At 67.4% G+C, this 26,209-nt stretch carries 23 protein-coding genes; 9 read left to right on the top strand and 14 right to left on the bottom strand.

Features of this window, described 5'->3' with window-relative positions:
* The first annotated feature begins 39 nt into the window (after window positions 1-39).
* Together LJ760_RS12800 and LJ760_RS12795 are read left to right on the top strand one after the other, a co-directional pair.
* On the top strand, window positions 40-1,269 hold the full coding sequence (locus LJ760_RS12800; protein WP_227923633.1) for an MFS transporter: 1,230 nt from the start codon (window positions 40-42) through the stop codon (window positions 1,267-1,269).
* On the top strand, window positions 1,266-1,997 hold the full coding sequence (locus LJ760_RS12795) for a glutamine amidotransferase (protein ID WP_227923632.1): 732 nt from the start codon (window positions 1,266-1,268) through the stop codon (window positions 1,995-1,997). The genes LJ760_RS12800 and LJ760_RS12795 overlap by 4 nt, the downstream gene beginning before the upstream one ends.
* Here LJ760_RS12795 and smc read toward each other — a convergent pair.
* Window positions 1,994-5,611, bottom strand: coding sequence for a chromosome segregation protein SMC (gene smc / locus LJ760_RS12790; protein ID WP_227923631.1), 3,618 nt, complete (start codon window positions 5,609-5,611; stop codon window positions 1,994-1,996). The two genes, LJ760_RS12795 and smc, sit on opposite strands and share 4 nt — an antisense overlap.
* A gap of 214 nt (window positions 5,612-5,825) precedes the next feature.
* Here smc and LJ760_RS12785 point away from each other — a divergent pair, with 214 nt between their 5' ends.
* Genes LJ760_RS12785 through LJ760_RS12770 form a run of 4 tightly spaced genes read left to right on the top strand, consistent with a single transcriptional unit; the run spans window position 5,826 to window position 11,293 of the window.
* Window positions 5,826-6,851, top strand: a complete 1,026-nt coding sequence (locus tag LJ760_RS12785; RefSeq protein ID WP_227923699.1) for a 3-oxoacyl-ACP synthase III — start codon at window positions 5,826-5,828, stop codon at window positions 6,849-6,851.
* Entirely contained in the window at window positions 6,845-9,469 is a 2,625-nt protein-coding gene (locus LJ760_RS12780; protein WP_227923629.1) for an alpha/beta fold hydrolase, read from the top strand. The genes LJ760_RS12785 and LJ760_RS12780 overlap by 7 nt, the downstream gene beginning before the upstream one ends.
* Window positions 9,466-10,464 (top strand): NAD-dependent epimerase/dehydratase family protein, encoded by a 999-nt coding sequence (locus LJ760_RS12775; RefSeq protein ID WP_227923627.1) that lies wholly within the window; start codon window positions 9,466-9,468, stop codon window positions 10,462-10,464. Before LJ760_RS12780 ends, LJ760_RS12775 begins: the two co-directional genes overlap by 4 nt.
* A 10-nt stretch (window positions 10,465-10,474) precedes the next feature.
* Window positions 10,475-11,293, top strand: a complete 819-nt coding sequence (locus LJ760_RS12770; RefSeq protein ID WP_331460726.1) for a serine hydrolase domain-containing protein — start codon at window positions 10,475-10,477, stop codon at window positions 11,291-11,293.
* A gap of 11 nt (window positions 11,294-11,304) precedes the next feature.
* On the opposite strand, the gene LJ760_RS12765 is transcribed toward LJ760_RS12770, so the two are convergent.
* From LJ760_RS12765 to LJ760_RS12750, 4 genes are read right to left on the bottom strand one after another with little or no spacing between them, the layout of a single operon-like run.
* Window positions 11,305-12,804 carry an HNH endonuclease gene (locus LJ760_RS12765; RefSeq protein WP_227923623.1) on the bottom strand — a complete coding sequence of 500 codons (1,500 nt, stop codon included), beginning with the start codon at window positions 12,802-12,804 and terminating at the stop codon, window positions 11,305-11,307.
* Between the two features lie 60 nt (window positions 12,805-12,864).
* Window positions 12,865-13,524 (bottom strand): hypothetical protein, encoded by a 660-nt coding sequence (locus LJ760_RS12760; RefSeq protein WP_227923620.1) that lies wholly within the window; start codon window positions 13,522-13,524, stop codon window positions 12,865-12,867.
* Window positions 13,524-14,609, bottom strand: a complete 1,086-nt coding sequence (locus LJ760_RS12755) for a serine hydrolase domain-containing protein (protein ID WP_227923618.1) — start codon at window positions 14,607-14,609, stop codon at window positions 13,524-13,526. The genes LJ760_RS12760 and LJ760_RS12755 overlap by 1 nt, the downstream gene beginning before the upstream one ends.
* Before the next feature lies 1 nt (window position 14,610).
* Window positions 14,611-15,123 carry an ArsR/SmtB family transcription factor gene (locus LJ760_RS12750; RefSeq protein WP_227923616.1) on the bottom strand — a complete coding sequence of 171 codons (513 nt, stop codon included), beginning with the start codon at window positions 15,121-15,123 and terminating at the stop codon, window positions 14,611-14,613.
* Window positions 15,124-15,331: 208 nt separating this feature from the next.
* On the opposite strand from LJ760_RS12750, the gene LJ760_RS12745 reads away from it, so the two are divergent.
* The gene (locus LJ760_RS12745; protein WP_227923614.1) at window positions 15,332-15,784 is read left to right on the top strand and encodes a VOC family protein; all 453 of its coding nucleotides are present in this window, start codon (window positions 15,332-15,334) and stop codon (window positions 15,782-15,784) included.
* On the opposite strand, the gene mutM is transcribed toward LJ760_RS12745, so the two are convergent.
* The 5 genes from mutM to coaD form a co-directional block, all read right to left on the bottom strand.
* Window positions 15,720-16,712: a bifunctional DNA-formamidopyrimidine glycosylase/DNA-(apurinic or apyrimidinic site) lyase gene (gene mutM / locus LJ760_RS12740; RefSeq protein ID WP_227923611.1), complete on the bottom strand. Its 993-nt coding sequence runs from the start codon at window positions 16,710-16,712 to the stop codon at window positions 15,720-15,722. The two genes, LJ760_RS12745 and mutM, sit on opposite strands and share 65 nt — an antisense overlap.
* Before the next feature lie 12 nt (window positions 16,713-16,724).
* The gene (gene rnc / locus LJ760_RS12735; RefSeq protein ID WP_227923609.1) at window positions 16,725-17,432 is read right to left on the bottom strand and encodes a ribonuclease III; all 708 of its coding nucleotides are present in this window, start codon (window positions 17,430-17,432) and stop codon (window positions 16,725-16,727) included.
* Between the two features lie 85 nt (window positions 17,433-17,517).
* Entirely contained in the window at window positions 17,518-17,721 is a 204-nt protein-coding gene (rpmF, locus tag LJ760_RS12730) for a 50S ribosomal protein L32 (protein WP_146364453.1), read from the bottom strand.
* 2 nt (window positions 17,722-17,723) lie between these two features.
* Window positions 17,724-18,290, bottom strand: coding sequence for a YceD family protein (locus LJ760_RS12725; RefSeq protein ID WP_227923697.1), 567 nt, complete (start codon window positions 18,288-18,290; stop codon window positions 17,724-17,726).
* 227 nt (window positions 18,291-18,517) lie between these two features.
* The gene (coaD, locus tag LJ760_RS12720) at window positions 18,518-18,988 is read right to left on the bottom strand and encodes a pantetheine-phosphate adenylyltransferase (protein ID WP_227923606.1); all 471 of its coding nucleotides are present in this window, start codon (window positions 18,986-18,988) and stop codon (window positions 18,518-18,520) included.
* 40 nt (window positions 18,989-19,028) lie between these two features.
* Between coaD and LJ760_RS12715 the strand changes: the two genes are divergently transcribed.
* Together LJ760_RS12715 and LJ760_RS12710 are read left to right on the top strand one after the other, a co-directional pair.
* Window positions 19,029-20,282, top strand: coding sequence for an aminotransferase class I/II-fold pyridoxal phosphate-dependent enzyme (locus LJ760_RS12715; protein ID WP_227923604.1), 1,254 nt, complete (start codon window positions 19,029-19,031; stop codon window positions 20,280-20,282).
* The gene (locus tag LJ760_RS12710; protein WP_227923602.1) at window positions 20,279-21,085 is read left to right on the top strand and encodes a spermidine synthase; all 807 of its coding nucleotides are present in this window, start codon (window positions 20,279-20,281) and stop codon (window positions 21,083-21,085) included. Before LJ760_RS12715 ends, LJ760_RS12710 begins: the two co-directional genes overlap by 4 nt.
* Here the strand turns inward: LJ760_RS12710 and rsmD are convergent.
* The 4 genes from rsmD to LJ760_RS12690 form a co-directional block, all read right to left on the bottom strand.
* Window positions 21,082-21,690, bottom strand: coding sequence for a 16S rRNA (guanine(966)-N(2))-methyltransferase RsmD (gene rsmD / locus LJ760_RS12705; RefSeq protein ID WP_227923601.1), 609 nt, complete (start codon window positions 21,688-21,690; stop codon window positions 21,082-21,084). The genes LJ760_RS12710 and rsmD overlap by 4 nt on opposite strands.
* A 48-nt stretch (window positions 21,691-21,738) precedes the next feature.
* Window positions 21,739-23,964 carry an ATP-dependent DNA helicase RecG gene (locus tag LJ760_RS12700; protein WP_227923600.1) on the bottom strand — a complete coding sequence of 742 codons (2,226 nt, stop codon included), beginning with the start codon at window positions 23,962-23,964 and terminating at the stop codon, window positions 21,739-21,741.
* Window positions 23,954-24,913: a DAK2 domain-containing protein gene (locus LJ760_RS12695; RefSeq protein WP_227923694.1), complete on the bottom strand. Its 960-nt coding sequence runs from the start codon at window positions 24,911-24,913 to the stop codon at window positions 23,954-23,956. Before LJ760_RS12695 ends, LJ760_RS12700 begins: the two co-directional genes overlap by 11 nt.
* A 203-nt stretch (window positions 24,914-25,116) precedes the next feature.
* Window positions 25,117-26,070 carry an LCP family protein gene (locus LJ760_RS12690; RefSeq protein WP_227923599.1) on the bottom strand — a complete coding sequence of 318 codons (954 nt, stop codon included), beginning with the start codon at window positions 26,068-26,070 and terminating at the stop codon, window positions 25,117-25,119.
* Window positions 26,071-26,209: the final 139 nt, after the last annotated feature.

Below are 26,209 nucleotides of genomic sequence, written 5' to 3'. Positions count from 1 at the left end.
CTCATCCGATCCCCTGGGATCTGAGAGAATCGCCTTATCATGGTGCGCTCTTCCAGAATCCGAATCCCGCAGGAAATCCAGGTCCTCATCGCGGCCGCCTTCGTCATAGCCCTTGGCTTTGGCCTGGTGGCGCCGGTGCTGCCGCAGTTCGCGCAGAGTTTCGACGTCGGCGTCACGGCTTCCGCCGTCATCGTCAGCGCGTTTGCGTTCACCCGGCTGGTGTTCGCCCCGGCCGGCGGCATGCTGCTGGAAAAGCTCGGCGAGCGCCCGGTCTACATTGCCGGCCTGCTGATCGTGGCCGTGTCCACTGCCGCATGCGCCTTTGCGCAGAGTTACTGGCAGCTCCTGGTCTTCCGCGGCCTGGGCGGCATCGGGTCCACCATGTTCACCATCTCGGCCATGGCGCTGATCATCCGGCTCGCACCTGCGGAGATCCGCGGCAGGGTTTCCAGCGCCTATGCCTCCTCCTTCCTGCTGGGCAATATCGGCGGCCCGCTGCTCGGCGGCCTGCTGGCCGGATTCGGACTGCGTGTTCCGTTCCTCGTCTACGCAGCCGCGCTGGTGCTGGCCGCCGGCGTCGTCTTCCTCCGGCTGAAGGACGCCCGTCCGGTGGCCGGCCCCGGTGACACCAAGCCCGCCGCGTTGCCGGTACTGACCGTCACGGAGGCGCTGCGCGATCCGACGTACCGTGCGGCGCTGGTGTCCTCCTTCGCCAACGGCTGGTCCTCGTTCGGCGTGCGGAACGCCCTGGTTCCGCTGTTCGCTGCCGCGGCGCTGTCCGCCGGACCGGAGGTGGCAGGCATTTCCCTGACCGCCTTCGCCGTGGGCACCGCCGTCGTCCTGACGTTCTCCGGCCGGCTGGCCGACAGCTGGGGCCGCAAGCCACTGGCCCTTATTGGACTGGCCGTGAACGCCGCGGCCACCGCGTTGATGGGCTTCAGCTCCAGCGTGCCGGAGTTCCTGATCATCTCCGTCATCGCCGGCATGGGCACCGGCCTGCTCAATCCCGCCCAGCAGGCCGCCGTGGGCGACATCATCGGCAACGGGCGCAGCGGCGGAAAGGTCCTGGCCACCTTCCAGATGGCCAGCGACACCGGTGCCATTGCCGGTCCCATCCTCGCCGGCATGCTCGCCGATTCGCTGGGCTACTCCTGGGCGTTCGGCGTCACCGGCGCCATTGCCGCCATGGGCTTCATCGCCTGGCTGACGGCGCGGGAGACCCTGCCTGCCCGGAAAGCGGCCCCGGCCCCCACTACCATCGAGGAATGAAGCCTTTCCTGCTCCTGGCCACCCGCGCCGAAGATGACGCCGCCGACGAGGAGTACGCCTCTTTCCTGCGCTTCGGCGGGCTTGACGAGGGCCAGCTGCACCGGGTCCGCCTGGAAGCCGGCCCGATGCCGCCGGTGGACCTGAATTCCTACAGCGGCGTAATTGTGGGCGGCGGCCCGTTCAACTCGAGCGATCCCGAGGAGTCCAAGTCCCCGGTCCAGCTGCGGGTTGAGTCGGAGATGGCCAAGCTGCTGGACGACGTCGTGGCCCGCGACTTTCCGTTCTTCGGTGCCTGCTACGGAGTGGGCACGCTGGGACGGCACCAGGGTGCAACCGTGGACCGCCGATACGGCGAGCCGGTGGGCCCGGTCGAGGTCCGGCTGACGCCCGAAGGCCGCCGCGACCCGCTGTTGGAAGGCGTACCGGACACCTTCGCCGCGTACGTGGGGCATAAGGAGGCCGTCGCCGAGCTCCCGGCGCAGGCGGTGAACCTTGCCGGCTCGGCGACCTGCCCGGTGCAGATGTTCCGGGTGAAGTTCAACCTGTACGCCACGCAGTTCCACCCCGAGCTGGACGTCGCCGGACTGCTGACGCGGATCTCCGTGTACCGGCATGCCGGCTATTTTGAGCCGGACGAGGCGGAGACGGTGATGGACGCCGTCCGCGGATCTGCCGTGCACGTGCCGCCGCGGGTGCTGCGCAACTTCGTGAGCCGTTACGCGTCCTAGCTCCGGACGGCTTCGGGCGCCGTCCCGCGCTCGATCCGCTGGCTGATAACGGTCGAGACCCCGTCGCCGCGCATGGTCACGCCGTAGAGCGCGTCCGCCACTTCCATGGTGCGCTTCTGGTGGGTGATGACGATCAGCTGGCTGGACTCCCGCAGTTCTTCGAAGATGGTGAGCAGCCGGCCGAGGTTCGTGTCATCCAGCGCGGCCTCCACCTCGTCCATCACGTAGAACGGCGAGGGCCGGGCCTTGAAGATGGCCACCAGCAACGCCACGGCCGTCAGTGAGCGTTCCCCGCCGGAGAGCAGGGAAAGCCGCTTGATCTTCTTGCCGGCCGGCCGGGCATGGACCTCGATTCCGGTGGTCAGCATGTTGTCCGGATCAGTCAGCACCAGCCGCCCCTCTCCGCCGGGGAACAGCGTGCCGAAGACATGCTTGAACTGCTCGGCCGTGTCCCGGTACGCGGCGGTGAAAACCTCTTCCACGCGGCGGTCAACGTCGGCAATGATGTCCAGCAGGTCCTTCCGGGTGGCCTTAAGGTCTTCCAGCTGCGTGGACAGGAACTGGTGGCGTTCCTCCAGGGCGGCAAATTCCTCCAGCGCCAGGGGGTTGACCTTTCCGAGCGCCGCCAGGTCCCGCTCGGCGCGCTTCAGCCGTTTCTCCTGCTCCGCCCGGACATACGGGATGCCGTCCAGGAGCGGATTGCCGTCCTCGTCCACGGGCGTGCGCAGTGCCGCCCACTTGTCGCCGCTGACCGGCTCGGCGGGCACCGGGACGGGCTGGTCCGGCCCGAAGTTCGCCACCAGGTGCTCCGCGGTCATGCCCAGCTCCTCGAGGGCGCGGGCTTCGAGGGTCTCGATGCGCAGCCGCTGCTGTGCACGGACCAGCTCGTCGCGGTGGACGGAGTCCGTGAGCCGTGCCAGTTCCGCAGCGGCGTCGTTGTTGGCGCTGCGGACGGCGGACAGCTCGGCTTCCTGTGCGGTCCGGGCTTCCTCCGCACGGCTGCGTTCCTCGGCAGCCAGTGCCAGGGAAACCTGCAGGTGTGCCAGCACTGCTTCTGCCGCCGCGCCCACGGCAACCGCGCGGGCATGCTGTCCGGCACGGCGTCGGGCCCGTTCCGCGGCTGCAGCCCGGGCCCGGCGTTCGGCTCCGGCAGCGCGTTCCAGTGACTCCGCACGGCCGGCTACGGCCTTGAGCTGTTCTTCGGCTGAGCGCAGGCCCAGGCGGGCATCCATTTCCGCCTGCCGTGCCGACGCAGCGGCGAGCGCCAAAGCGTCCCGCCGGTCCGCAGACGGGTCTTCTTCGGGCCGGTGTTCCTGGCCTGCTGCGGCGAGGCGCTCGGACACGGCCGCCAGTTTCGCTTCTTCCGCCACGACGTTGGCTTCTGCTGCCGCCACCAGGGACGAAAGCCTCTCGGCCTCCCCCGAGGCGGCGCGCAGGGCGGAACCCAGAGTGCCCAACCGTTCAGCTACCGCGGCCAGCCGTGCGTCGGACTCATGCAGGGCCGCGAGCGCGGCGTCCGCCCGCTGCCGGCAGGCCTCGACCCGCGCGGCCGCCTCACCGATGCCGGTGCCGGCTTCCTCCGCCCGGGCGCGTGCCGCTGCCAGGCGGGCATCCGTTTCCTCCACCGCGGCGGAGATTTCCAGCAGCCCCGGGGCAGACGCGGATCCGCCCCGGGCGCTGAAGGCGCTCAGCACATCCCCGTCGGGCGTCACCGCGACGGCGCCGGGCGCGGCGGCCACCAGGCTCACGGCGGCGGCCAGGTCGGGGACTGCCACGGCATTGCCCAGCAGTGCGTTCAGCGCTTCCTGCACCTTGGCATCGGCGCTCACCAGGGACAGCACGGGCACCGCGCCGGCCGGGAGATCCGCGGGCAGTTCCGCTGCCCGGGCCGGTGCCCCGCCCAGCAGCAGTTCCACCTGTCCTTCGCCCGTGTCCTTCAGGTGCTGCAGGGCCCGGCCCGCGGCGTCGAGGTCCGCGGCGGCCAGGGCGTCCGCTGCGGATCCCAATGCTGCCGCCACTGTCCGTTCACAGCCCGGCTTGACGCTGACCAATTCCGCCAGCGGTTCCAGCACGCCGTCCACCCCGGCCCCGCGCAGGGAGGCGCTGCCGTCGCGCCGGTCCAGGCCGACGGCGAGGGCCTCGCGGCGGGCAGCGAGGTTCTCGGTTTCGCGGACTGCTTCCCGCTCGGCCTGCCGCAGCTGCCGGAGTTCCTGCTCGGCGGCTTCGAGGGCTTCCTGTGCTTCCTCATACGCGGCATCCAGGTCCGCTTCGCCTGCCTCGGCGCCGGCGGCGGACCCTTCCAGCTGCTCGAACTCTTCCCGGGCACGGGTACGGCGTTCCTCGGCAGCGGTGATCGAGGCCCGCAGCCGGCCCGCTTCGGACTGCGCCGAGGCCACCCTCGAACGGGCGGCTTCCACCGAGCCGGTCAGCCGGGCCAGGCCCTCGCGCCGGTCCGCCGCGGCCCGGAGCAGCCCGGCGTACCGCTTTTCCTCCGCAGCCGCTTCCTCTTCGGCTGCCTCGCGGATCTCCACGGCGTCCTCCAGCCGTGCCCGCCGGTCTTCGATTTCGGCGTCCAGGGCCGCAGCTTCCGCGCGTACCCGGTCCGCGGAGGCCTGCAGCTGTTCCGGGTCCCGGCCGCTGCCGGCCGCGGGTTCCGCTGCCCCCAGCAGCCGGGCACGCTCGGCCGCAAGCGCGCCAAGGGAACGGAACCGCTCCTGCAGCGAGGACAGTTCGTACCAGGTGTCCCGTGCGGCGTTCAGCTGCGGTGCGGCCTGCGCAGCCAGTGCCTCGAGTTCGGACTGCCGCTTCCGGCCCTCTTCCACCGCAGCCTCCACTACCGTGCGGCGTGCCTTCAGGGCCGACTCATCGGCTGTTTCCTTTTCGTAGGCAGCCCTCAGGGTGGCCAGGTCATCGGCCAGCAGCCGTGAACGGGCATCCCGGACATCCTGCTGTACCGTCTTGGCCCGGCGGGCGACGGCGGCCTGTTTGCCCAGCGGTCCCAGCTGGCGCCGCAGTTCGGCAGTGAGGTCGGTGACGCGGGCGAGGTTCGCGGCCATGGCGTCCAGCTTGCGCAGGGTTTTTTCCTTGCGCCGCCGGTGCTTGAGGATTCCGGCGGCCTCCTCGATAAAGCCCCGGCGTTCCTCCGCTGAAGCGTGCAGCACCTTGTCCAGCTGACCCTGCCCGACTATGACATGCATCTCACGGCCCAGGCCGGAGTCCGAGAGCAGTTCCTGGATGTCGAGCAGGCGGCAGGGGCTGCCGTTAATGGCGTACTCGGATCCGCCGGTGCGGAAGAGCGTGCGCGAAATGGTGACTTCGGAGTATTCGATCGGCAGGGCGCCGTCGGCGTTGTCGATGGTCAGCGACACCTGGGCCCGTCCCAGCGGCGCACGGCCGGAAGCGCCGGACGTGCCCGCGAAGATCACGTCTTCCATCTTTCCGCCGCGCAGCGTCTTGGCACCCTGTTCGCCCATCACCCACGCCAGGGCATCCACCACGTTGGACTTCCCGGACCCGTTGGGGCCAACCACCGCCGTCACACCGGGTTCGAACTCAAAGGTGGTGGCCGATGCAAAGGACTTGAATCCTCGCATGGTCAGGGTCTTCAGATGCACGGGGGTTAATCTCTCCTGCCGGGGTTGATTCCTTAAATCTACGCGGTTAGCGTCAAAATTCCGCTCTACTCGGAGAGCGTAATCCGGCTTTTGCCTGCGGAATCGCGGGGCCGGTAAGTAGGCTTCTACAAGAGTCATATGATTTTAGGGCGTGGATGCAGGCTTCACGGCGGCCGCCAGCGCGATAGGTTCAGCAGCAGACAAGGCAGGCATTTTGACCGGGAACTTCAACTTCCAGCACTCCAACTCCGCCATCCTCAGCGTGAATAGCGTTGAAGCTCCGGTGGTTATGAGTTCCAGTGAATTCGACGAGCGCCTCGAGCCGTCACTCAAGCGGCTGCGGCTCTCCAAGCGCCTGCTTGAGCGGGTGGCAGGCGTAAGCGAACGCCGCTGGTGGGCTCCCGGCACCGCGTTCGACGACGGTGCCACCGAGGCCGGTGCCAAGGCCCTGGCCGAAGCCGGCGTCGAAGCTTCCGAAATCGGACTGCTCATCAACACTTCGGTGACGCGCCGGAACCTTGAGCCGTCCGTAGCCGTGAAGATCCACAACGGCCTGGGACTGCCCTCCTCCGCCATGAACTTCGACCTTGCCAACGCCTGCCTGGGCTTCGTCAACGGCATCACACTGGCGTCCAACATGATCGACTCCGGGCAGATCAACTATGCCCTGATTGTGGCCGGCGAAGATTCCCAGGGCGTGCAGGAAGCCACTTTCGGACGCCTGAACGCCCCCGATTCCACCCGCGACGACTACCTGCGGGAATTCGCCACCCTCACCCTTGGCTCCGGTGCCGCGGCGGCCGTCATCGGCCGGGCGGACCGGCATCCCGGCTCGCACCGCATCCTCGGCGGGGTTTCGCGTGCCGGCACCCAGCACCACGAGCTGTGCGTGGGCGGCATCGACGGCATGTACACCGACACCAAGGGCCTGCTGGACGGCGGCCTGGAACTCGTGGTTGATGCGTGGCACGAAGCCCACGGCAACGGCTGGGACTGGTCCGGTATGGACCGCTACGTGACCCACCAGGTGTCCAACTCCTATACCAATGCCATCATCAAGGCCGTGGACCTGGACCGGAAAAAGGTGCCGATCACGTTCCCGAACTGGGGCAACGTAGGTCCGGCGTCGCTGCCGATGACCCTGGCCCAGGAATCCCGTTCCCTGAACCCCGGCGACCGTGTGCTGTGCATGGGCGTGGGCTCCGGACTGAACACAACCATGATGGAGATTGCGTGGTAGAGGAGCTTTGGCCCGGCGTTAACCCCGCCTGGTCCACGTTTGTCCACGTTCCCTCCACCGCCGCCGTCGACGTCGCCGGCACTGTGCGCAAGTGGCACATCCTCGACAACGGCCCTGACCTGGCCGCCGCCGGGATTGAACCGGCCGGAACCCTGCTCTGCGTGCACGGCAACCCCACCTGGTCCTACCTCTGGCGCACCCTGCTGGCTGCCGGGGCGTCCGCCGACAAGCCGTGGCGCGTAGTGGCCGTTGACCAGCTGGATATGGGCTTCTCCGAACGCACCGGTGCCTTCCGGAGGTTGGAGGACCGGATCACCGACCTCGGCAACCTCACGGACACGCTCGGGATCACGGGCCCCGTGGTCACTGTCGGGCATGACTGGGGCGGCGTGATCTCCCTGGGCTGGGCGCTGCGGCACCGCCGCCAGCTGGCCGGCGTCGTCCTGACCAACACCGCTGTGCATCCGGCCGGCTACTCGCTGCCGCCGGCCCTGAAGCTGGCCCTGCATCCGGCTGTCCACCCCTGGGGCACGCGCAGCACCGATGCCTTTATCCGGGTCACGCATTCCCTCGCGCAGCCCGCACTGCCTGCTCCCGTGCGGGAAGCCTTCGCGCTGCCGTACCGCGGTGCGGCCCGCCGGCAGGGCGTCGCGAACTTCGTTGCCGATATTCCCGCCGTCGATTCCCACCCGAGCTGGCGCGCACTGAACACCGTTGCCGAGGGCATCCGCCGGCTCAACGTTCCCTCGCTGGTTCTCTGGGGTCCTCGGGATCCGGTCTTTTCCGACCGCTACCTGCGCGACCTGCTGGAGCGGCTGCCGGAATCCTCCGTGCACCGGTTCGAGGGGGCCGGGCACCTGCTCCCCGAAGACGTCGACATCGCCTCCCCCGTCTTCTCCTGGCTGCGGACCGCCGTCGAAGAGCCTGCGGATTCCGCCCTCCGGCGCACTGATCCCTTCCGCCCCATGCTTGCCGAGCTGGATGAGCGCGCGCGCGATACGAGCCCCGCCGTCGTCGACATGGCACCGCTGGGCGGAGGCGAAGGTACGGCCCCGCGCACCTTGTCCTGGGCGGGGCTTGCGGAACGCGTGAATGCCCTCGCGGCGGGACTCGCCGCGGCCGGCGTGCGTCCCGGAACCCGGGTGAACCTGCTGGTTCCGCCCGGAATTGAACTGACCTCGCTGATTTACGCGTGCCTGCGACTGAACGCCGTCATTGTGGTGGCCGACGCCGGCCTCGGCACCAAGGGACTCGGCCGCGCCATCAAGGGCGCCGGTCCGGAGTTTTTGATCGGCATCGACCGGGCGCTGATCGGTGCCCGGGCGCTTGGCTGGCCGGGAACCCGGATCAGCGTGTCCGAGCTGTCTCCGGCCCGTAAACGGCTGCTGGGGGTGCGGCATTCCGTCGAAGGTCTCATTGCCGACGGTTCCGGTTCCGAAGCGCCGTGGTATCCCGCGGACCCCGACGCCGACGCCGCCGTACTGTTCACCTCCGGCTCGACAGGCCCTGCCAAGGGCGTGGTGTACACGCACCGGCAGCTGGCCGCGATGCGCGACGCCATCAAGGACACCTATAACCTCCGGGCCGGGACCTCGCTGGTGGCCGGCTTCGCGCCGTTCGCCCTGCTGGGGCCCGCACTGGGGGCAACGTCAGTGACTCCGGACATGGACGTCACCTCCCCGCGCACCCTGACCGCGGCAGCCCTGGCTGATGCCGCCGTCGCCGTGGACGCCACCACCATCTTCGCTTCCCCTGCGGCGCTCACCAACGTGCTGGCGACGTCCGGCCAACTGGACGCTGCGCAGCGGGCCGCACTGGCACAGGTGGAACTGCTGCTTTCCGCCGGTGCTCCGATAGCCGAACCGCTTCTGGCCCAGGTGCAGGACCTGGTGCCGAAGGCGTCCCTGCACACCCCGTACGGCATGACCGAAGCACTGCCGGTCACCGACATCAGCCTCGAGGGCATCCGTGCCGCGGGTGCCGGCAACGGCGTCTGCGTCGGAACCCCCGTGTCCCGGGCCGAAGTGGCCATTGCCGAAGTCTTCCCGGACGGCACGGTCGGCGACAAACCCCTGACCGTCGCGAACCGCACCGGTGAAATCCTGGTCAGTGCCCCGCACGTCAAGGACCGCTACGACCGGCTCTGGATCACGGAACGCCACAGTTCCTCCATCGACGGCTGGCACCGCACCGGCGACGTCGGTCACTTCGACGACGAGGGCCGGCTGTGGGTCGAGGGCCGCCTGGGGCACATCCTCACCTCTGCGGACGGGGTCCGGACTCCGGTGGCAGCCGAACAGGCTGCCGAGACGGTCGACGGCGTAGGCAGGGTTGCGCTGGTCGGCGTCGGACCCGCCGGCGCCCAGGTGCCCGTCGCCGTCCTGGAAACGGAACCGCCCGCCCGCCGGGCCGGGACCGCGTCCTCCGGGCTGACCGCAGCTGTGCGGTCCCGTGTGGCCCAGCTGGTGGGGCTCGATCTGGCGGCAGTACTGGTGCTGCCGCAGATGCCTACCGATATCCGGCACAATTCCAAGATCGACCGCACCGCGTTGGCCGACTGGGCCTCCCGGCTGCTGGCCGGCGGTCCGGTGCCGGGCCTGGGCAAGGGACGGCGATGAGCTCCGCCGTCCTGCCTCCCCGGAATGTCCTCGTCACCGGTGCAAGCGGTCTGCTGGGCGGTGCCGTTGCGGACCTGTTGGAAGCCAAGGGTCACAAGGTCCGCACCTTCCAGCGCCGCCCGGGTGTCCTGGGTCGGGACTCCGTGGCCGGTTCGGTTGCCGATCCCGCTGCTGCTGCCCGCGCAGTGGACGGGATGGACGCGGTAATCCATCTCGCGGCGAAGGTCTCCTTTACCGGCGAGTGGCACGAGTTCGAGGAAACCAACATCGTTGGTACGCAGGTCCTGCTGCAGGCCGCGCAGGCGGCCGGGGTCCGTGACGTCGTTTTCGTCTCCTCTCCGTCCGTGGCGCACTTCGGCGAGCCGATTGCGGGCGCCGGTGCCGGCACGGCAGACCCGGCCCGAGCCCGCGGTTTCTATGCTGCGTCCAAGGCCCAGGCCGAGCTCATTGCGCTGGCGCAGAACTCCTCCGGTTTCCGGGTCACGGCCATCCGCCCGCATATCGTCTGGGGTCCCGGCGACACGCAGCTGGTGGAACGCGTGATCGACCGTGCCCGGTCCGGCCGCCTGCCGCTGCTGGATGCCGGTGCTGCGCTGATCGACACCACGTACATCGACAACGCCGCGGCTGCCATAGTCCGCGGGCTGGAGCGGATGGATGCTGCGGCGGGCCGTGCCCTCGTGGTGACGAACGGGCAGCCGAGGCCGGTAGGGGAACTGATCGCCGGGATCTGTGCAGCCGCAGGAGTGGCTGCACCGGGCTGGAGCGTTCCCGGCAAGGTTGCCCGCGGCGCCGGAAGCCTGATCGAGAAGGCCTGGTTGGTGGCCGGTCGGCGGGGTCTGGTCCATGACGAGCCGCCCATGACCCGTTTCCTCGCTGAGCAGCTCTCGACGTCGCACTGGTTTGACCAGCGCGAAACCCGCGAAGTGCTGGATTGGAAGCCCGAAGTTTCGATTGAAGACGGCATGATCCGGCTTGCCCGGCACTACTCCTAGGATGATTTCCGTGAAAAGCCTGCAGAAGATCGAGTCCTGGCCCGTAGACCATGCCGCTGCCGCCGTCGTGTCCGTCGACGGCGAGGTGCTGGGAACTGCCGGCGACCAGGACCGCCGTTTTCGGCTGGCCTCGGTCACCAAGCTGCTGAGCGCGTACGCCGTACTGGTGTCCCTCGATGAGGGCGCCTTGGAACTCGATCAGCCTGCAGGACCTGAGGGCTCCACCGTCCGGCACCTGTTGGCCCATTCCGGCGGCTACGATTTCGGCGAGCGCACGGTCCGCTACACCCCCGGTACCCGGCGACTGTATTCCAACGCGGGTTTTGAGGTCCTCGGCGAAACCCTGGAGCAGGCCACGGGTATGACCTTCGGCGAATATCTGCGCGAAGGCGTACTGGTTCCGCTGGGCATGTCTTCCACAACGCTGGAGGGCTCCCCTGCTGCCGGCGCCATCTCCACGGCAGCGGACCTCAGCCGGTTTGCGGCCGAACTGCAGGCTCCCACGCTCACGGATCCGGGCCGGCTGACCGAAGCCACCCAGGTGGTCTTTCCCGGCCTGGTGGGCGTGCTTCCCGGTTTCGGCCGGCAGAAAGAGAACGACTGGGGCCTCGGCTTCGAAATCCGGGCACAGAAGTCTCCGCACTGGACCGGCGCCAACAGCTCGCCGGCCACTTTCGGGCACTTTGGCCAGTCCGGAACCTTCCTTTGGGTGGATCCTGCGGCTCGTGCTGCTGCTGTCTGCCTCACCGACCGCGATTTCGGCCCCTGGGCCGCCGACGTCTGGCCGCCCTTTACCGACGGGGTCCTTGCGGAACTCGCCGACCGGTAGCGTTCTGCCTGCTACGCGGCCCAAACCAGATCCACGATGCAGGCTTCCAGGAAACCCTTCGGGGGCGGCTTGCCTCCCGTCCGATCGCCAGCGCTGTCCTCGGCCCTGATTCCGGGGAGCGGAGGCGCCGTGGACCGATAGGTGTGCCCTGTTGGGGTGGTGGTCTCGACGGTGTGCGGTGTAGTTGATCCCGTCGGCGGATGGAGCGTTTGCGCCTTCCAATCGGGTGCTTCCTTTGCCTGGTTGCATGCCTCGCAGAGTCCCTGCCCATTTGCGATTTCGGTGGGGCCGCCGTCCTGATGGGGACGAATATGGTCGAGATGCCGAATCGGCGCCCCGCACCACGGCATTCGGCAGGACTGGTCGCGTGCCGCGATAAACCGTCCCAGCGAAGCCGGGAACAAGCGCGCCCGGGAATCCATAGCGACTAATTGACCGGCAATCGGTTCGGTGTAGAGCCGTCGAATCCAGCGTTCTTCCTGCTTGTCCTGCTTCGCTTTCCGCCCTGCGGCTTGTTCCCGGACGTGTTCCGGTTCAGCGCCACGGGTATCCTGCCCGGGTTCTTGCCCCGGACGCCTTCCCCGGACCAGGTCCCTTGCCCACTGCGCCGGCACCGGCCCGTACCCGGGGACCACGGCCGGCTCGGAATCGCCGCCGAACAGTGTCCGGTCCGACATCACCAGCTGAACTTCCACCTTCAGCTGCCCTGTCTCCGCCTGGCCGGTCACGCGCTCCACGAGAGTGTCCGCCATGATCTGGCCCCGCCCCCGGGTATCTCCGGTTGCCCGCAGCCGGTCTGCTTCACGGGACAGTGCGGCAAAGACTCCCACTCCCTGGGCGACGGGCAGTAGCCCGGTTAGGTAAGTCATGGTGTCCGGTGCCGGACGGCAGGAAACAAAGCGTTCGGATTCGGCTTTGGCTGCGCGCTTGACCGATGCTCGCGGATCGAGCCGATAAGCGGCGCCTCTGGTGCGGGAGATGACCTGCCGGTCCCCCAGGGCTTCAAGCACGTCGGGGTCTCCGGCCACTTCTTCATCTACCCGCCGCCGGTCTTCCAAGCTCAGGCAGGCCGTCTCGCGGACCAGCAGCGTTGCCCGCCATTCGCTGATTTTCCCGCGGGCCAACGCCTGCAGCGTGCACGGCATCTCTTCCGTCAGCACCTTGGCGAACCCGAGCAACCGTCCCCCGCGGCTCGGTGATGCCCTGCGGGCCAGGGCAATCTGTCCGGCGACACCGCGGCCCAGATCCTCGCGGCGCACTCCGGCCTCGGCCTGCTTCCGGCGCTGCGAGGCATCGAATGCTGCAGCAGCCCGGGCCTGTGCCGCCGAGGCTGCGGCTTTGAGCTCCTCAAGTGCCCGGATCCGGTCAATCAGCTCGCGGTCATCCTGCTGTACGAAGGGAAGATCCTCAGCTTGGTCCCCCAGTACCTCAACCCACGCGTTCACCCGTGCGGTACCGGCAGTCAATCCGTCGGTCCGTTGATGGTTCACAGGGTGAGAATATTCGAACATGTGTTCGAGTCTATCGGGGCCTGGAGCTCGGATCTAGGCGAAAAATACCCGTTCAACCACCTAAGAAACCACGACGACGCCGAGCAGCAGGGCAGCGTTCCCCGCCAGCGCGAGGTTTCCGGGCTCCTTCTTCGGCTTCTTCTTCCCGGCCTTCGCCTTCCCTCCGGGCTTCCCGGCCTTCGCCTTCCGGTCAGGCTTTCCGGGGTCGGGGCTTCCGGGGTCGGAATTCCCGGTGTCGGGTGCGGCCGCCCTTTCCCGCACAGGAAAGAACGGTGGCCGTGACCGCTCCACCGATGCGGCTTGTGCCGCCGCGGGCTGCGGCAGCCGGGATTGATCCGACGCCTCCGCAGGGATGTCTGGGTTCGGAACCAGCTCCGAACCGGCCGGCTCCGGTCCCGTCGTAGCCTCGGATACCTTCTCCCGTAACGGACCCTCAGACTCAACCCGGCCCGGCAGCACCGGCCAGTGCAGAACGGCTCCGGCAACAGCCGCTGCGAGTGCGACGACGGCCACTACCCAGAGGGCCATCGACCAGGAGGTCCACGGCACCACCAGCCGCAAAAGGCCCGCGAGCGAAGCCGCTTCCATCAAACCGGCCAGCAGCGACCTCCGGCTGGGGCCGGAAGGCTGTCCCGCCCGTTGCCAGACAGGAACCGCCACGGACAGACAGGTCGCCACCAGCCAGGCGCCGAGGATCCAGGACATCAGGGTGAATGTCATCAGAGACCTTCCTTCAGCAAAGCCAAGGCAGCTTCTTCCTGCCCGACAGCCACGTTGGAAAGGATCAGCACGGCGGTGCCCGCCTCCCGGTCCATCGCCGCCATGGCGGAGAAGCCTCCGGTCATGCCGTTGTGCCAGGTCGCAGCCCGCCCACTCGAGGGAGAGACCTGGGTGAACCACCCCAGGCCCACCTGCTCGCCGTCCTCGCCCGTATCCCACTGCGGTTCCAGGGCCGCGGCCCCCGGAGCGGTCTCCGTCAGCAGCGCCTGGAGGTAGAGCGACATATCCGCTGCGGTAGACCGGATCCCACCCATCGGCGCCCCGCCGTTGCCGGTCCAGGCTCCCTCCGGCAGTCCGCTTGCATTCCGGCCAGTCGGAGCATCGGGGCGCAGGTTGTCGGCCGTCATTGGCACGTATGTGTCCTTCATTCCCAGTGGCTCGAAAATCCGCTGCTCCAGCAGATCGGCGTATTCCATCCCGGCTGCCTTGGCGAGCAGCTGCCCGAGGAAGGCATACCCGAGGTTGGAGTAGGCCACCGTTCCCCTTCCACCCACCGACGCATTCTGTGCCTGCTCCAGCACCTCGGCAGGCGAGGCGGTGTAGGGGTCGCGGTGGAGGGCGGTGCCGGCGAGCAGGGAGACCAGCGCTCCCGGATCGGTGGCGAGCCGGGGAAGCCCCGAACGGTGGCTGGCCAGCTCGGCCAGGGTGACCGTGCCGATTTCGGCTTCCGGATCCCGCAGCTCCGGGCCCAGGATCTCGGCAACGGTGGTCTCCAACGTCACCTCGCCGCGCTCGACGGCGTTTGCAAGCAGCGCTGCCGTGAACGTCTTGGACACCGAACCGATTTCGAACTCGGTCCGTTCATCGGCACCGAACCCGGCAAACCGGACGGTGCCGTTTTCCAGGTAGACGACGCTGACCGCATCGGCAGGTTTCTGCAGCAGGGGCCGAACGGCGTCGGCGAGTTCTGCGTCGCCGGAAACCTGCGTCGACAGGCGCGGTGTCCACGGGGCAGCAAGGAGCCCGCCGGCCAGGACAGCTGAAGCGGCAAGGACGGCCACGATAATGCGTCTGCGTTGAAGCATGTCAGTTACCTCCGGAGGCAGCGGTCAGAATCGCCAGCAGCGGGATGACCCGGGCCGGCGGGATTTGGTAGCGGGACCGGGCGTGCGGTGCGAGCCAGCCCGAGGCGGTCAGCTGGTGAACGTGGTGGTAAATCTGTCCGGAGGTTCCGGAACCCAGTTCCTCCACCAGTTCTGCCACGGTCTCGGTTCCGCCGAGCACGGCGCGGAGCACGGCCAGCCGGACGGGATGGCCGAGGGAGGCAAGGGTTTCGGCGAACTGCGTCCAGTCGACGTCGAGCAGATGCCCGGTCTCCAACCCGTACTGGTACTCGTAGTGGGCACCGGCGGCGGTAGTGGCGGTGCCGGTGAACAGCACGGCTCCCGGCTCGGGATGGCGCTTCCGCACCCCTTCGAGGGCCCAGAACACGTCTGCCCCGTCCGCGGCCGGCGTCGGCTCCGCGGCTTCCGCGCGTTGCTCCAGGGCTGCCACGCGTGCTTCCAGCGCCTGCAGCCGGGCGTCGTCTCGTGCGGTCATGGATAGAGAATTACGTAATTCCAAAAAGATTGCAAGAGTTTCGTAATTTTTCTGTTCCTGACGCTGGTGGCGGGACCGGCCCTGGATGCCCGTCCGGAGCGCGCCCGGTGTGACGCCGGCTGCTGGGCGACGGATACCACCCGGATTTGTTACCGGACGCAAAGGTGCCGTGAACGGGCGCACTCCAACGCCCGAGATGAGGACAGCCGTGAAAATCTACAATCCGCAGGTCATCTTGTTCGTCGCCGACGTCGCGCGGGCGGCACGCTTCTACGCGGCCCTCGGCTTCAATGAAGAGTTCAGCGCAACGGGAGCAGGGACAGCACCCGTCAAAATGGAAATGGCATTGGAAGGCTTCGAGCTCGGGCTCGCACTGCCTGGACCGGCGGCCGAAGCCCACGGGCTCACCCCGGTCACGGCCGGACACCGCGCGTGCCTCACGCTCTGGACGGACGACGTCACAGCCGCCTACGCCGCTGCACTCGACGCCGGAGCAAAAGACCTCCAAGGACCGCACCCGTTCCTGGACGCGAGACTGCGGGTTGCATTCGTCGAGGACTTCGACGGACACCCGATCCAATTCGTGGAACGGAGAACTACCAGCGACCGTTCCGGGGCCGCGGCTGACACACGGGACAACTGTACGAAGACCGGTTCATAAACGAATCCCGCCGGATCAGGGTATGCAGCCCCAGTTCCTCACAGCGCGGGCAGGGCAGCCCTTCGCGGCCATAGGCGTTGAGGGACCGGGAGAAGTACCCTGAGGCGCCGTTCACATTGACGTACAGCGAGTCGAAGCTGGTGCCGCCCGCAGCCAATGCACGGGTCATCACGTCCCGGGCGGCTTCGACAAGCCGCAGCGCGTCGGCCCGGCGCATGGTGTCCGTGGCGCGGGCAAAGTGCATCCGTGCCGCCCACAGGGATTCGTCGGCGTAAATGTTCCCGACCCCGGAAATCAGCCCCTGGTCCAGCAGGGCGCGTTTGATCCCGGTCTTCCTGCCTCGCAGCCGGCGGTAGAACTCGTCAAAGGAAAACGCCGGATCCAGCGGGTCACGGGCGATATGGGCCGCCTCGGCAGCCACGAGCGGAAGTCCGGTTTCGGACAGGCCGCCGGGAGCGCCGTCGGGAGTCGGCACCAGGTCGGTGAGGAACACACCGCCGAAAATCCGCTGGTCTACAAAGCGCAGCTCGTCCGGCATCGCAACACCGGAGGCATCAACGGCGGGACTAAGCGTGAACCGGACCTTCAGGTGCTTTTCGTCCGGAAGCGCCGAGTCCTCCATCAGCAGCTGCCCGCTCATGCCCAGGTGGGCCATCAATGCAAACGGGGGTACGACGTCGTCGTCCGCGCCGGAAGCGGCACCGGCCGGTGAAGGAGCAGCCTCGAGCAGCGGCAGCCAGAGGAACTTACCGCGGCGCACGACGTCGGCCACCACCGCGCCTTCAAGGTTGGCAACGAGGTCGGCCGGGCCGGGCGCATGGCGCCGCACGGAACGGGGATCCACGACTTCGACGCCGGTGATGGTGCGGCCGCGGACCCATGATGCCAGTCCGCGGCGGACCACCTCGACTTCGGGAAGCTCAGGCATCGCCGGGAGTGCCTAGGAACCGGCAGCCGCGGAGTCGGCTTCCTTGGCGTTGATCATCTTCCAGGAAGCAGCGGCGGCTTCCTGCTCGGCTTCCTTCTTGGAGTGGCCGACGCCGGTGCCGTAGGCCTTGTCGCCGATATGCAGGACAGCAACGAAGCTGCGGGAATGGTCGGGACCGGATCCGGAGACCCGGTATTCGATGTCGCCCATTTTCCGGCCGGCAGCGATCTCCTGGATGCTCGTCTTCCAGTCCGTCCCGGCGCCCAATGCCTCGGCGTTGGACAGCAGCGGACCGACAAGGCGCATCACCATCTGCCGCGCGGCCTCTATTCCGTGATCGAGGTACACGGCACCGATGATTGCCTCGGTGGTGTCCGCAAGGATAGAGGACTTGTCGCGCCCGTTGGTCAGCTTTTCGCCCTGGCCCAGCAGGATGTACTCCCCCAGCCCCAGACCGCGGGCAATGCCGGCGAGGGCACGGGTACTCACGACGGCGGAGCGGCGCTTGGCCAGCTCGCCCTCGGAAAGATCAGGATTATCCCGGTAGAGCGCATCGGTTACCGAGAACCCCAGAATGGAGTCACCCAGGAATTCCAGGCGCTCGTTCGTGGGGATGCCGCCCTGCTCGTAAGCGTAGGAACGGTGCGTGAGTGCAAGACGAAGCGTCCCGGCGTCGATATCGACACCGAGACGCTTCATAAGCTCTTCAGTATTCTTCACTTTTTGGATACAACCCGAAAAGCAGTATTCACGTGCCCGTCCGCAACAACACTAATGATGCGCAAAGCCGGGCCGAACACTGGTCTTAGACGTCCGCGACCTTGCGGCCCTTGTATTCAAGGAACAGCGCGGTGCCGGCGGAGTCGGTTACGACCTTGGCCTGGTGCGGCAGGCTATAGGTGACGCGGCCGTTCTCCACGGTCTTCACCAGGTTGGGCGCGGTCGCCTTCCACTGGGACCGGCGTGCACGTGTATTCGCGCGGGACATTTTCCGCTTCGGAACAGCCACGGCTAACTCTCTTCTCTCTCGTCTGACTCTGTACTTGGTGCCGCAGTATCTTCTGCGGCCGTGCCGGTCAGCCCGGCGAGGGCTGCCCAGCGAGGATCCACTGCTTCATGGTGGTGACCCGGATCCTCCTCAAGGCGCGCTCCGCATTCGGAGCAAAGGCCTTCGCAGTCTTCCCGGCACACCGGCTGGAACGGCATGGTAAGAACCACTGCGTCCCGCAATACCGGCTCAAGATCGATGACATCTCGCTCGATCCGGTGTTGCTCTTCTTCATCTTCTTCTTCGAAGGACTCAGCGTCCTCGTAGTAGAAGAGTTCCTGCACATCGACTTCTTGGTCGTACGCGAGTGGCTTCAGGCAGCGGCCGCATTCGCCCTTTACGGGGGCGATTACTACGCCGGATACCAGAATCCCTTCGTGCACGGCCTCCAACCTCAGATCGAGCTCGAGGCCGGATCCTTCCGGAACGCCGATAAGCGCAACACCGAAGTCTTTCGGTGCCGGTACATGTTCATGCAAGGTCCGCATCGTTCCCGGGCTGCGCCCGAGGTCCCTGACGTTGATAGCCAGGGGAGTTTCCGGATTGGACCGCGAAAATTCGCTAATGAGAACTCCTGTAGAACATAGACCGACATATCATCTTAGCCTGACTTGCCGGAATCTCTCAAACTGCGGCTGCACCGCAGCCAAGGAACACGTGCGGGCACGTGCTCCATAGTCCAGTTTACCCGCCAAGGGGCATCCGGCTAATCGGCGTGCCTGGTGCTTCCCTTCCGGTGCATCCGAGCCAACCCCGTCTAGCTGTCCGTCAGGCGCTTCAGCACCGTGGGGGGAACATAGCCGGCGACGTCGCCGCCCAGGGCGGCCACTTCCTTGATCAGGGACGAGGACAGGTGGGTGTAGCTGCTTTCCGCGGCCAGGAAGACGGTTTCGACGCCGGTGAGCTGCCTGTTCATGACCGCCATGGGCAGTTCGTACTGGTAGTCCTGGACGGACCGCAGCCCCTTCACGATCGCGGAGGCTCCGTGTTCCCGGCAGAAGTCGGCCAGGAGCCCGTCCCCCATGGGGACCACGGAAACCCCGCCCAGCGCCTCAAAGGTTTCCGCTGCCAGTTCCAGGCGTTCCTCGGCACTGAAACGGTACTTCTTCGCATAGTTGGTGGACACCGCCACGATGACTTCGTCGAAGAGGGTTGCCGCACGGGCAATCACCTCCACGTGGCCGTTGTGGATGGGATCAAAGGAACCGGGGCATACAGCGCGTCGCATAGGTCGAATCTACCGGGTGCGGGCGGGTAATACTGGAGGCATGAGTATCAGCACAGCCGCGTCCCTGCTCCGTGCCCGGCCCGGCACCGGCACGGCCGCCGCCCAGCCCTGGCAGCGGACCGCCGCGGGAGCCAACCTGCTCGCGGCGGACGGCAATCTCGGGGTGACCATTTTCGAGGAAATCACCGCCCTTGCCGGACAGCACGGAGCCATCAACCTCGGCCAGGGTTTTCCCGATGAGGACGGGCCGGCCGTAATGCTCGACGCCGCACGGAAGGCCATTGCCTCCGGCGCCAACCAGTACGCCCCGGGACAGGGCCTGCCGGTCCTGCGCAACGCCGTCGCGGCCCACCAGGAGCGGTTCTACGGGCTGCACGTGGACCCGGACAGCGAGGTCATCGTCAGCACCGGCGCCACGGAAGCCATTGCGTCGACCCTCCTGGCCCTGACGGGTCCCGGAGACGAGGTGCTGACCTTCGAACCCTTCTACGATTCCTACGGCGCGGTCATTGGGCTCAGCGGTGCCACGCACACCACCGTCGCCCTCGACGCACCGCATTTCCTCCCCGCCGACGGCGCCCTCGAAGCGGCGTTCACCGACCGCACGCGGGTGGTGCTGGTCAATAACCCGCACAACCCCACGGGCGCAGTCCTTCCCCGCAAGGTCCTGCAGCAGATCGTGGACCTGGCAGCGAAGCACGACGCCGTGATCGTCACCGACGAGGTGTACGAACACCTGACCTTCGGGCCGGTGCACATTCCCGTAGCCACGCTGCCCGGTGCCGCGGAACGGACCCTGACCATTTCCTCGGCGGGCAAAACGTTTTCCGTAACCGGCTGGAAAATCGGCTGGCTCACGGGCCCGGCACCGCTGGTGGCTGCGGTCCGCACCGTCAAGACCTTCCTGAGCTACACCTCCGGCACCCCCTTCCAGTCCGCGGTCGCCGTCGGCCTGGGACTGGAGGATTCCTACTTCACCGGAGCCGCCGCGGCACTGCAGGCGAAGCGGGACCTGCTCGGATCCGGGCTGCGGGCTGCCGGAATGGAAGTCCTGCCCTCCTCCGGAACATACTTCGTTACCGCCGACACGTCGCCCCTGGGCATTACCGACGCCACGGAACTGGCTCGGCGGCTGCCGGAACTGATCGGCGTGGCGGCCATTCCGGTGGCCGTGTTCTGCCATGCGGATGGAGCGCAGCGCACCCGGTCCCTGCTCCGGTTCGCGTTCTGCAAGAAAACGGACGTCCTGGACTCCGCCTCCGAGCGTCTCGCCCGGCTGGGCGGGCTGCTGTGAACGCGTCCCGGCTGCTGCGGGGCATCGGCGCCCACGCCACCATCACCGAAGACGGCTTCACCCCCGGGGCCTACATCCTGAGCATCGGAGGCGCGGACCAGTCCCACGTGGACCTGGCCCGCCCGCAGGAGATTTCCTACGAGTACCTGCGCCGGATAGGCAACGTCCTGGACCTGGCCGCAGCGGAGGGGGAGCCGCTGCGTGCGCTGCATCTGGGCGCCGGAGCGCTGACCCTCGCCCGCTACCTCCAGGCCACCCGCCCCGGGTCCGAGCAGGCGGCGGTGGAACTGGAACGCGAACTGCTGGACTTCGTGCTGGCGCATCTTCCCCTGCCGGAGGGCACCAGGCTGGAGACCGTCATCGGGGACGCGCGGGAATCACTGGACCGCTTTGCCGGCCAGCATTTCGATGCCATTGTCCTGGACATCTTCGCCGGCCCCGATGCGCCCGCGCACCTGGCGACGTCGGACTTCTACGCCGAGCTGATTGCCTTGCTCTCCCCCGCCGGGGTGCTGCTGGTCAATGTCGGGGACGATCCGCCGCTGGCCTTCGCCCGCCGGCAGGTCCGCGAGGTCCAGGCCTCGCTGGTTGCGGCCGGTGAGGTTGCAGACGGCGAGGTTGCAGACGGCGACGTGGCGGCGCTGGCACAGCGGGACATGTTCACGGGACGCTACCCCGGCAACATCGTGCTCGCGGCAACCCGGTTCCGCTGGCCCGCCGAGTGGACGCAGCAGCTACTGGCTGCCGGTCCGCACCCGGCAGCAGTGCTGACCGGCGAGGACCTGGACCGCTTCGCAGGCTAGGCCTGCGCGGCCTCGGCGTCGTCGGACTCTGCGTCATCGTCGGCAGGTTCGGCGAACCACAGGGTGGTTTCACCGTATTTACGCTCGCTGAAGCGCTCCAGGCCTTCCGGCCAGACCGGTTCGGGGGAACGCGTGGAGCGCTCGAGCACCACTACCGCACCGACTGCGAGGTGCCCGGCCAGCGGGGTGAGGACCGTAGCCAGCTCCGCTTCGGTGAACGCGTAGGGCGGATCAATAAACACCACGTCCCAGCGCACGTCCGCCGGAACCCGCAGCAGGAAAGTTTCAGCCTTGGCCCGGTGCACGTTTACGCAGGTCCGGCCCAGGATCTTGTTGACCAGTTCCGCGTTCTGCCGGCAGGTCGCAGCGGGCTTGTCGGCCAGTTCCACCAGGTCGACGGCGGCCGCCCCGCGGCTGGCGCTCTCCACACCCAGGGCACCGGACCCGGCGAACAGATCCAGCACGCGGGCTTCCTGCAGGATGCCGTAGGACTCGAGGCGGGAAAAGAGGGCTTCCTTCACCCGGTCCGTGGTGGGACGCGTTCCGTCACCGGGAACGCTGAACAAGGAGGATCCGCCGGCAGCCCCGGCAATAATGCGGCTCATGCCTTCACTTTATCCGCTGCCGGAAGCCGTCAGGACTGGAGGCGGGCGTCAGCCGCGTTCCAGGAACGCCTCGGCTTCGGGGTTCAGGTAGGCCTCGATGGCTTCGTCCAGGGCCGGGTAGTCGCGCAGGTCCGGATCCTCGGCCACCAGGGCCACGGCGTCGGCACGTGCCTTTTCAATGAGCTTTTCGTCCTGGACGGCGCGCAGCAGTTTCAGGGTGGAGCGGCCGCCGGACTGACTGGCGCCGAGGATGTCGCCTTCGCGGCGCAGTTCGAGGTCCTTGCGGGACAGTTCGAAACCGTCGGTGGTGGCCGCCACGGCCTCCAGCCGCTCACGGCTCGGATGTCCGGGCTCCAGCTGCGTCACGAGCAGGCACGTGCCGGGCAGCCCGCCGCGGCCCACCCGGCCACGCAGCTGGTGCAGCTGGGAGATGCCGAAGCGGTCCGCGTCCATGATCACCATCAGCGAGGCATTAGGCACATCCACCCCCACTTCGATGACGGTGGTGGAGACGAGCACGTCAATGTCGCCGCGGTTGAAGGCGGCCATGGTCTCGTGCTTGTCGTTCGGGTCCAGCCGGCCGTGCAGCGGCGCAATGACCTTCCCTGCGAGCACCGGCACGGTGGTGAGATACTCGACCAGCTCCGTGACGGAGGTCAGCTCCTGCCGCTGGGCACGCTCCCGGCCGGCGGCTGCTTCCCTCTCGTCGAACAGGTCCAGCTCCGTACCGGGTTCCTCTTCCTTGGCTCCGATCTTGGGGCAGACCACGTACACCTGACGGCCGGCGTCGATCTCTTCCCGGGCGCGGGCCCAGATCCGCTGCTCCCACTGCGGCTTCTCGGCCAGCGGCGAGACGTAGGTGGAGATGGGGGCCCGCCCGGCGGGCAGCTCGGTGAGGGTGGAGACCTCCAGGTCACCGAAGACAGTCATCGCCACGGTACGGGGAATCGGGGTAGCCGTCATGACCAGCAGGTGCGGGGTGCTGTGTCCCTTGGTGCGCAGCACATCGCGCTGCTCGACGCCGAACCGGTGCTGTTCATCCACCACCACCAGGCCGAGGTCGGCAAAGGAGACGTTCTCGGACAGCAGGGCGTGCGTGCCGATGATGATTCCGGCCGCGCCGCTGGCAGCATCCAGCATGGCCGCCCGCCGCCCGGCGGTGTTCATCGACCCGGTGAGCAGGGCCACGCGGGTGCCGTCCGGATCGCCGTCGAGCTGGCCGCCGCGGCCCAGTGGTCCCAGCATGGCGCTGATGGATTCGTAGTGCTGGGCGGCCAGGACCTCGGTGGGTGCCAGCAGTGCGGCCTGTCCCCCGGCGTCGATCACCTGCAGCATGGCGCGCAGGGCCACCAGGGTCTTGCCGGAGCCCACCTCGCCCTGCAGGAGGCGGTTCATGGGATGGTCCCCGCCCAGTTCGGTGGAAAGGTCGAGCCCGATTTCGGCCTGGCCGCGAGTCAGGGTGAAGGGAAGGGACGCGTCAAAGCGGTCCAGGAGGCCGCCGGGCACTGCCGGACGCGCGGTGGCTTCCTCTTCGGCGGTCAGGGCACGACGCCGGGCCAGTGCGGTCTGCAGGACCAGGGCTTCCTGGTACCGGAACCTGTGCCGGGCGGCGTAGGCCTCCTCCATGGTGGCCGGGCGGTGGATCCGCTGATAGGCCTCCGTGATGTCGGGGAAGTGCTCCCGACGGCGGATCGACTCCGGGATCGGATCGCGCAGCCGGGCTGCCTGAAGCACGTCCAGCAGCATCGACACGGACTTGGCAATGGTTGGGCTGGCTATTTTGGCCGAGGCCGGGTACACGGGAATAGGCCGTTTGGCCTCCTCTTCATCCACGGCGTCATCATCCAACAGCGCGTAACTGGGATTGGTCAGCTGCAGCTGGCCGCGGTAGGCGCCCACCTTGCCGGAGAACATGGCCCGGGTGCCGACGGTGAGTTCCTTGAACGCGTTGAACCCGTTGAAGAACGTCAGGTGCAGCTGGCCGAGGCTGCCGTCGGTATCGTCGGTGACCACTACCTCGACGATGGTCCCCTTGCGGGCCCGCATCTGCCGCCGGTTGTTGCTCTGCACCCGGGCGATCAGGGTAACGTCCTCATCGAACGGGATTTCGGCGATAGGGGTCAGCTCGCCGCGTTCCAGATAGCGCCGCGGGAAGTGGTGGAGCAGGTCGCCGACGGTTTTCAGGCCGAGGTACTTCTCCATGGCATTGGCCGTGGTTTTGCCGATCCGTCGGTCCAGCGGAAAGTCGAGTTCTCCGGGGAGCCTAGAGTCCATGTGCCTCGGGGACTTCTTTGGTCTCGTGTCCGTCTGCGGACAACTCGGTGATGGTCAGGTTCTCGGGATCGCCCAGGGTGCGCAGCAGGTCGATGGCGGCACCGGCGTCGGGCGTGTGGACGTGGATCCGCCAGCGGTAACCGTCTCCCACCGGGCTGACGGCGCTCATGATGACGGAGTCCCCCAGCTCGTCCAGCTGGAGCCGCAGCGTGGCGGCATCCAGCGGGCTGAGGGTGATGGTGCACATGACCTCCACGCCTTCCATGCGGGGCATGTGGGCGTGGATGTGCGGGTCCTGGACGTCGTAGCCGTGCAGTCCGTCCAGCAGTTCTTCCTGCAGTTCCTCGCCCAGGGCTGCGGCTCGCAGGGCGTCCAGTACCAGCAGGAACCCGACGCCGCCGGCGTCCACCACGTGGGCCGCGGCGAGCGCGTCCAGCTGGCTTTCGGTGCGGATGACGGCGGTCAGGGCGGCGTCCATCATGGCGCGCAGCGTGATCGCGAGTCCCACGTTGCTGTCATCTCCGGTGACTGCCGCTTCACTGTCGGAGGCGGCGTGGGCTGCCGCTTCGAGGACGGAGAGCATGGTGCCGGGCACCGGGTCGCTGAGCACCGACCAGGAGCGCAGCTGCGCGCGCTGCAGGGCGGATGCGAGCAACGGCGCGGAGAGCCGGGTTGCGCCGGCCAGGGGTTCTGCCATGGAGGTGAGGAAGACTGAAAACAGGGTTCCGGAGTTGCCGCGGGCTTCTTCCATCGCGGCCCGCCCGGCGGCCGACAGCAGCTCGCCGATGTCGGCGGTGTCCTCTTCCGCAATAGCCCTCGAGGCGGAGCGGAGCGTCAGGTAGAGGTTGGTACCGGTATCGCCGTCGGCCACGGGAAAGATATTGATGGCGTTGAGGCGGTCGCTGTGGTTACCCAAGGAGACCTCTGCGTTACTCAACCATCGCTTCAGCGCTTGCGCGTTGGCGGTGATTTTAGTCTGCAAGGTAATCCCGTTTCCTGCTTGTAGAGCTGTCTCTGCTCCTGCTGGTGCCGCTCATGGAGGCCCGTCCTATCCGGTCTTCGCCGTCATTGCCGCTAACCGTCTATGTCATTAGGAAGCCTACCGCAGGGCACTGACAGTGGCCGATAACGATTTGCCGCCGGTTGGGCCGGTCAACTCTGCGGAGCGGCGGACCGGAGGTAGCCGGCGAGGTCGTCAGCGTCCAGCGCAGCACCGATTTCGGCGATGGCTGCCTCGTCCGGCACCACAATCGACTGCCCGTCGGAGGACGTGCCCACCCCGGCGTTCGGCAGGGTGAACATATGGACATCTCCGGACCGGACGTTGCGGAGGCTGACCGCCAACGCCCCTGCCGCCGCTGCGTCCAGGTCTTCATCAACGCTCAGGTACGGTGAAATTTCGCCCACGATGTTGCTGACCTTTACCGGGTCGGTCAGGGTTTCCGTGTTGAGGACACCGGAGATCACGCCGCTCAGGAAAGCCTGCTGGTTTTTGACCCGCTGGTAGTCCCCGTCGGCAAAGGCGTACCGCTCGCGGACGTACTTGAGCGCCGACTCTCCCTCAACGGTGATCGGCCCGGCGGCAAAGTACTCGCCATGGCCGCCCTCGGACTGGAAGGCGATGTCGTTGTTGAGGGTAACCCCGCCCAGGGCATCCGTCAGACCCTGGAAACCTTCAAAATCGATAATCGCCACGTGGTCGATGGGGACATCGAACAGGGTCTGTACGGTGTCAACCGTCAGGGACACTCCGCCGAGAGCCATGGCGGCATTGATTTTGTGTTCCCCGTGCCCGGGAATCTCCACCCAGGTGTCCCGCATGATCGACATAACGTACACGCCGCTTCGATCCCCCGGAATATGGACCAGCATCATCGTGTCCGACCGTGCATCGCCCGAAGCGGGATCGCGGGTATCGCTGCCCATCAGCAGGATGTTCTGCGAGTCTCCTGCTGCCGTGCCCTTCTCCGGACGTGTCTCTGGAAGCGCATTGGCAATGGTGTCCGTGGAACTGTCGAAGGTCCGCGCCAGATGCCACAGGTAGCCACCGGCTGCCAGCGCGGCAACCAAAACGAGGGCCAGAAAACCCAGCAGCACATTTCGCACGGGGTGTGACTTCCTGCGCGTGGTGTCTGCGGGAACGTCAGTTTCAGGGGAAAAGGGGTACTCGCTCAAGTGTTTTCCTCAGCTCGGGGGCGGTATGAGTCTATCCATTCCGATTCCGGTCCGGGGCACCGCGGCGGAT

This window comes from Arthrobacter sp. zg-Y895 (assembly GCF_020731025.1).
GTDB lineage: Bacteria > Actinomycetota > Actinomycetes > Actinomycetales > Micrococcaceae > Arthrobacter_B.
Note: the sequence above shows the minus strand (reverse complement) of the source record. Positions and strands in the feature narration are given on the sequence as shown.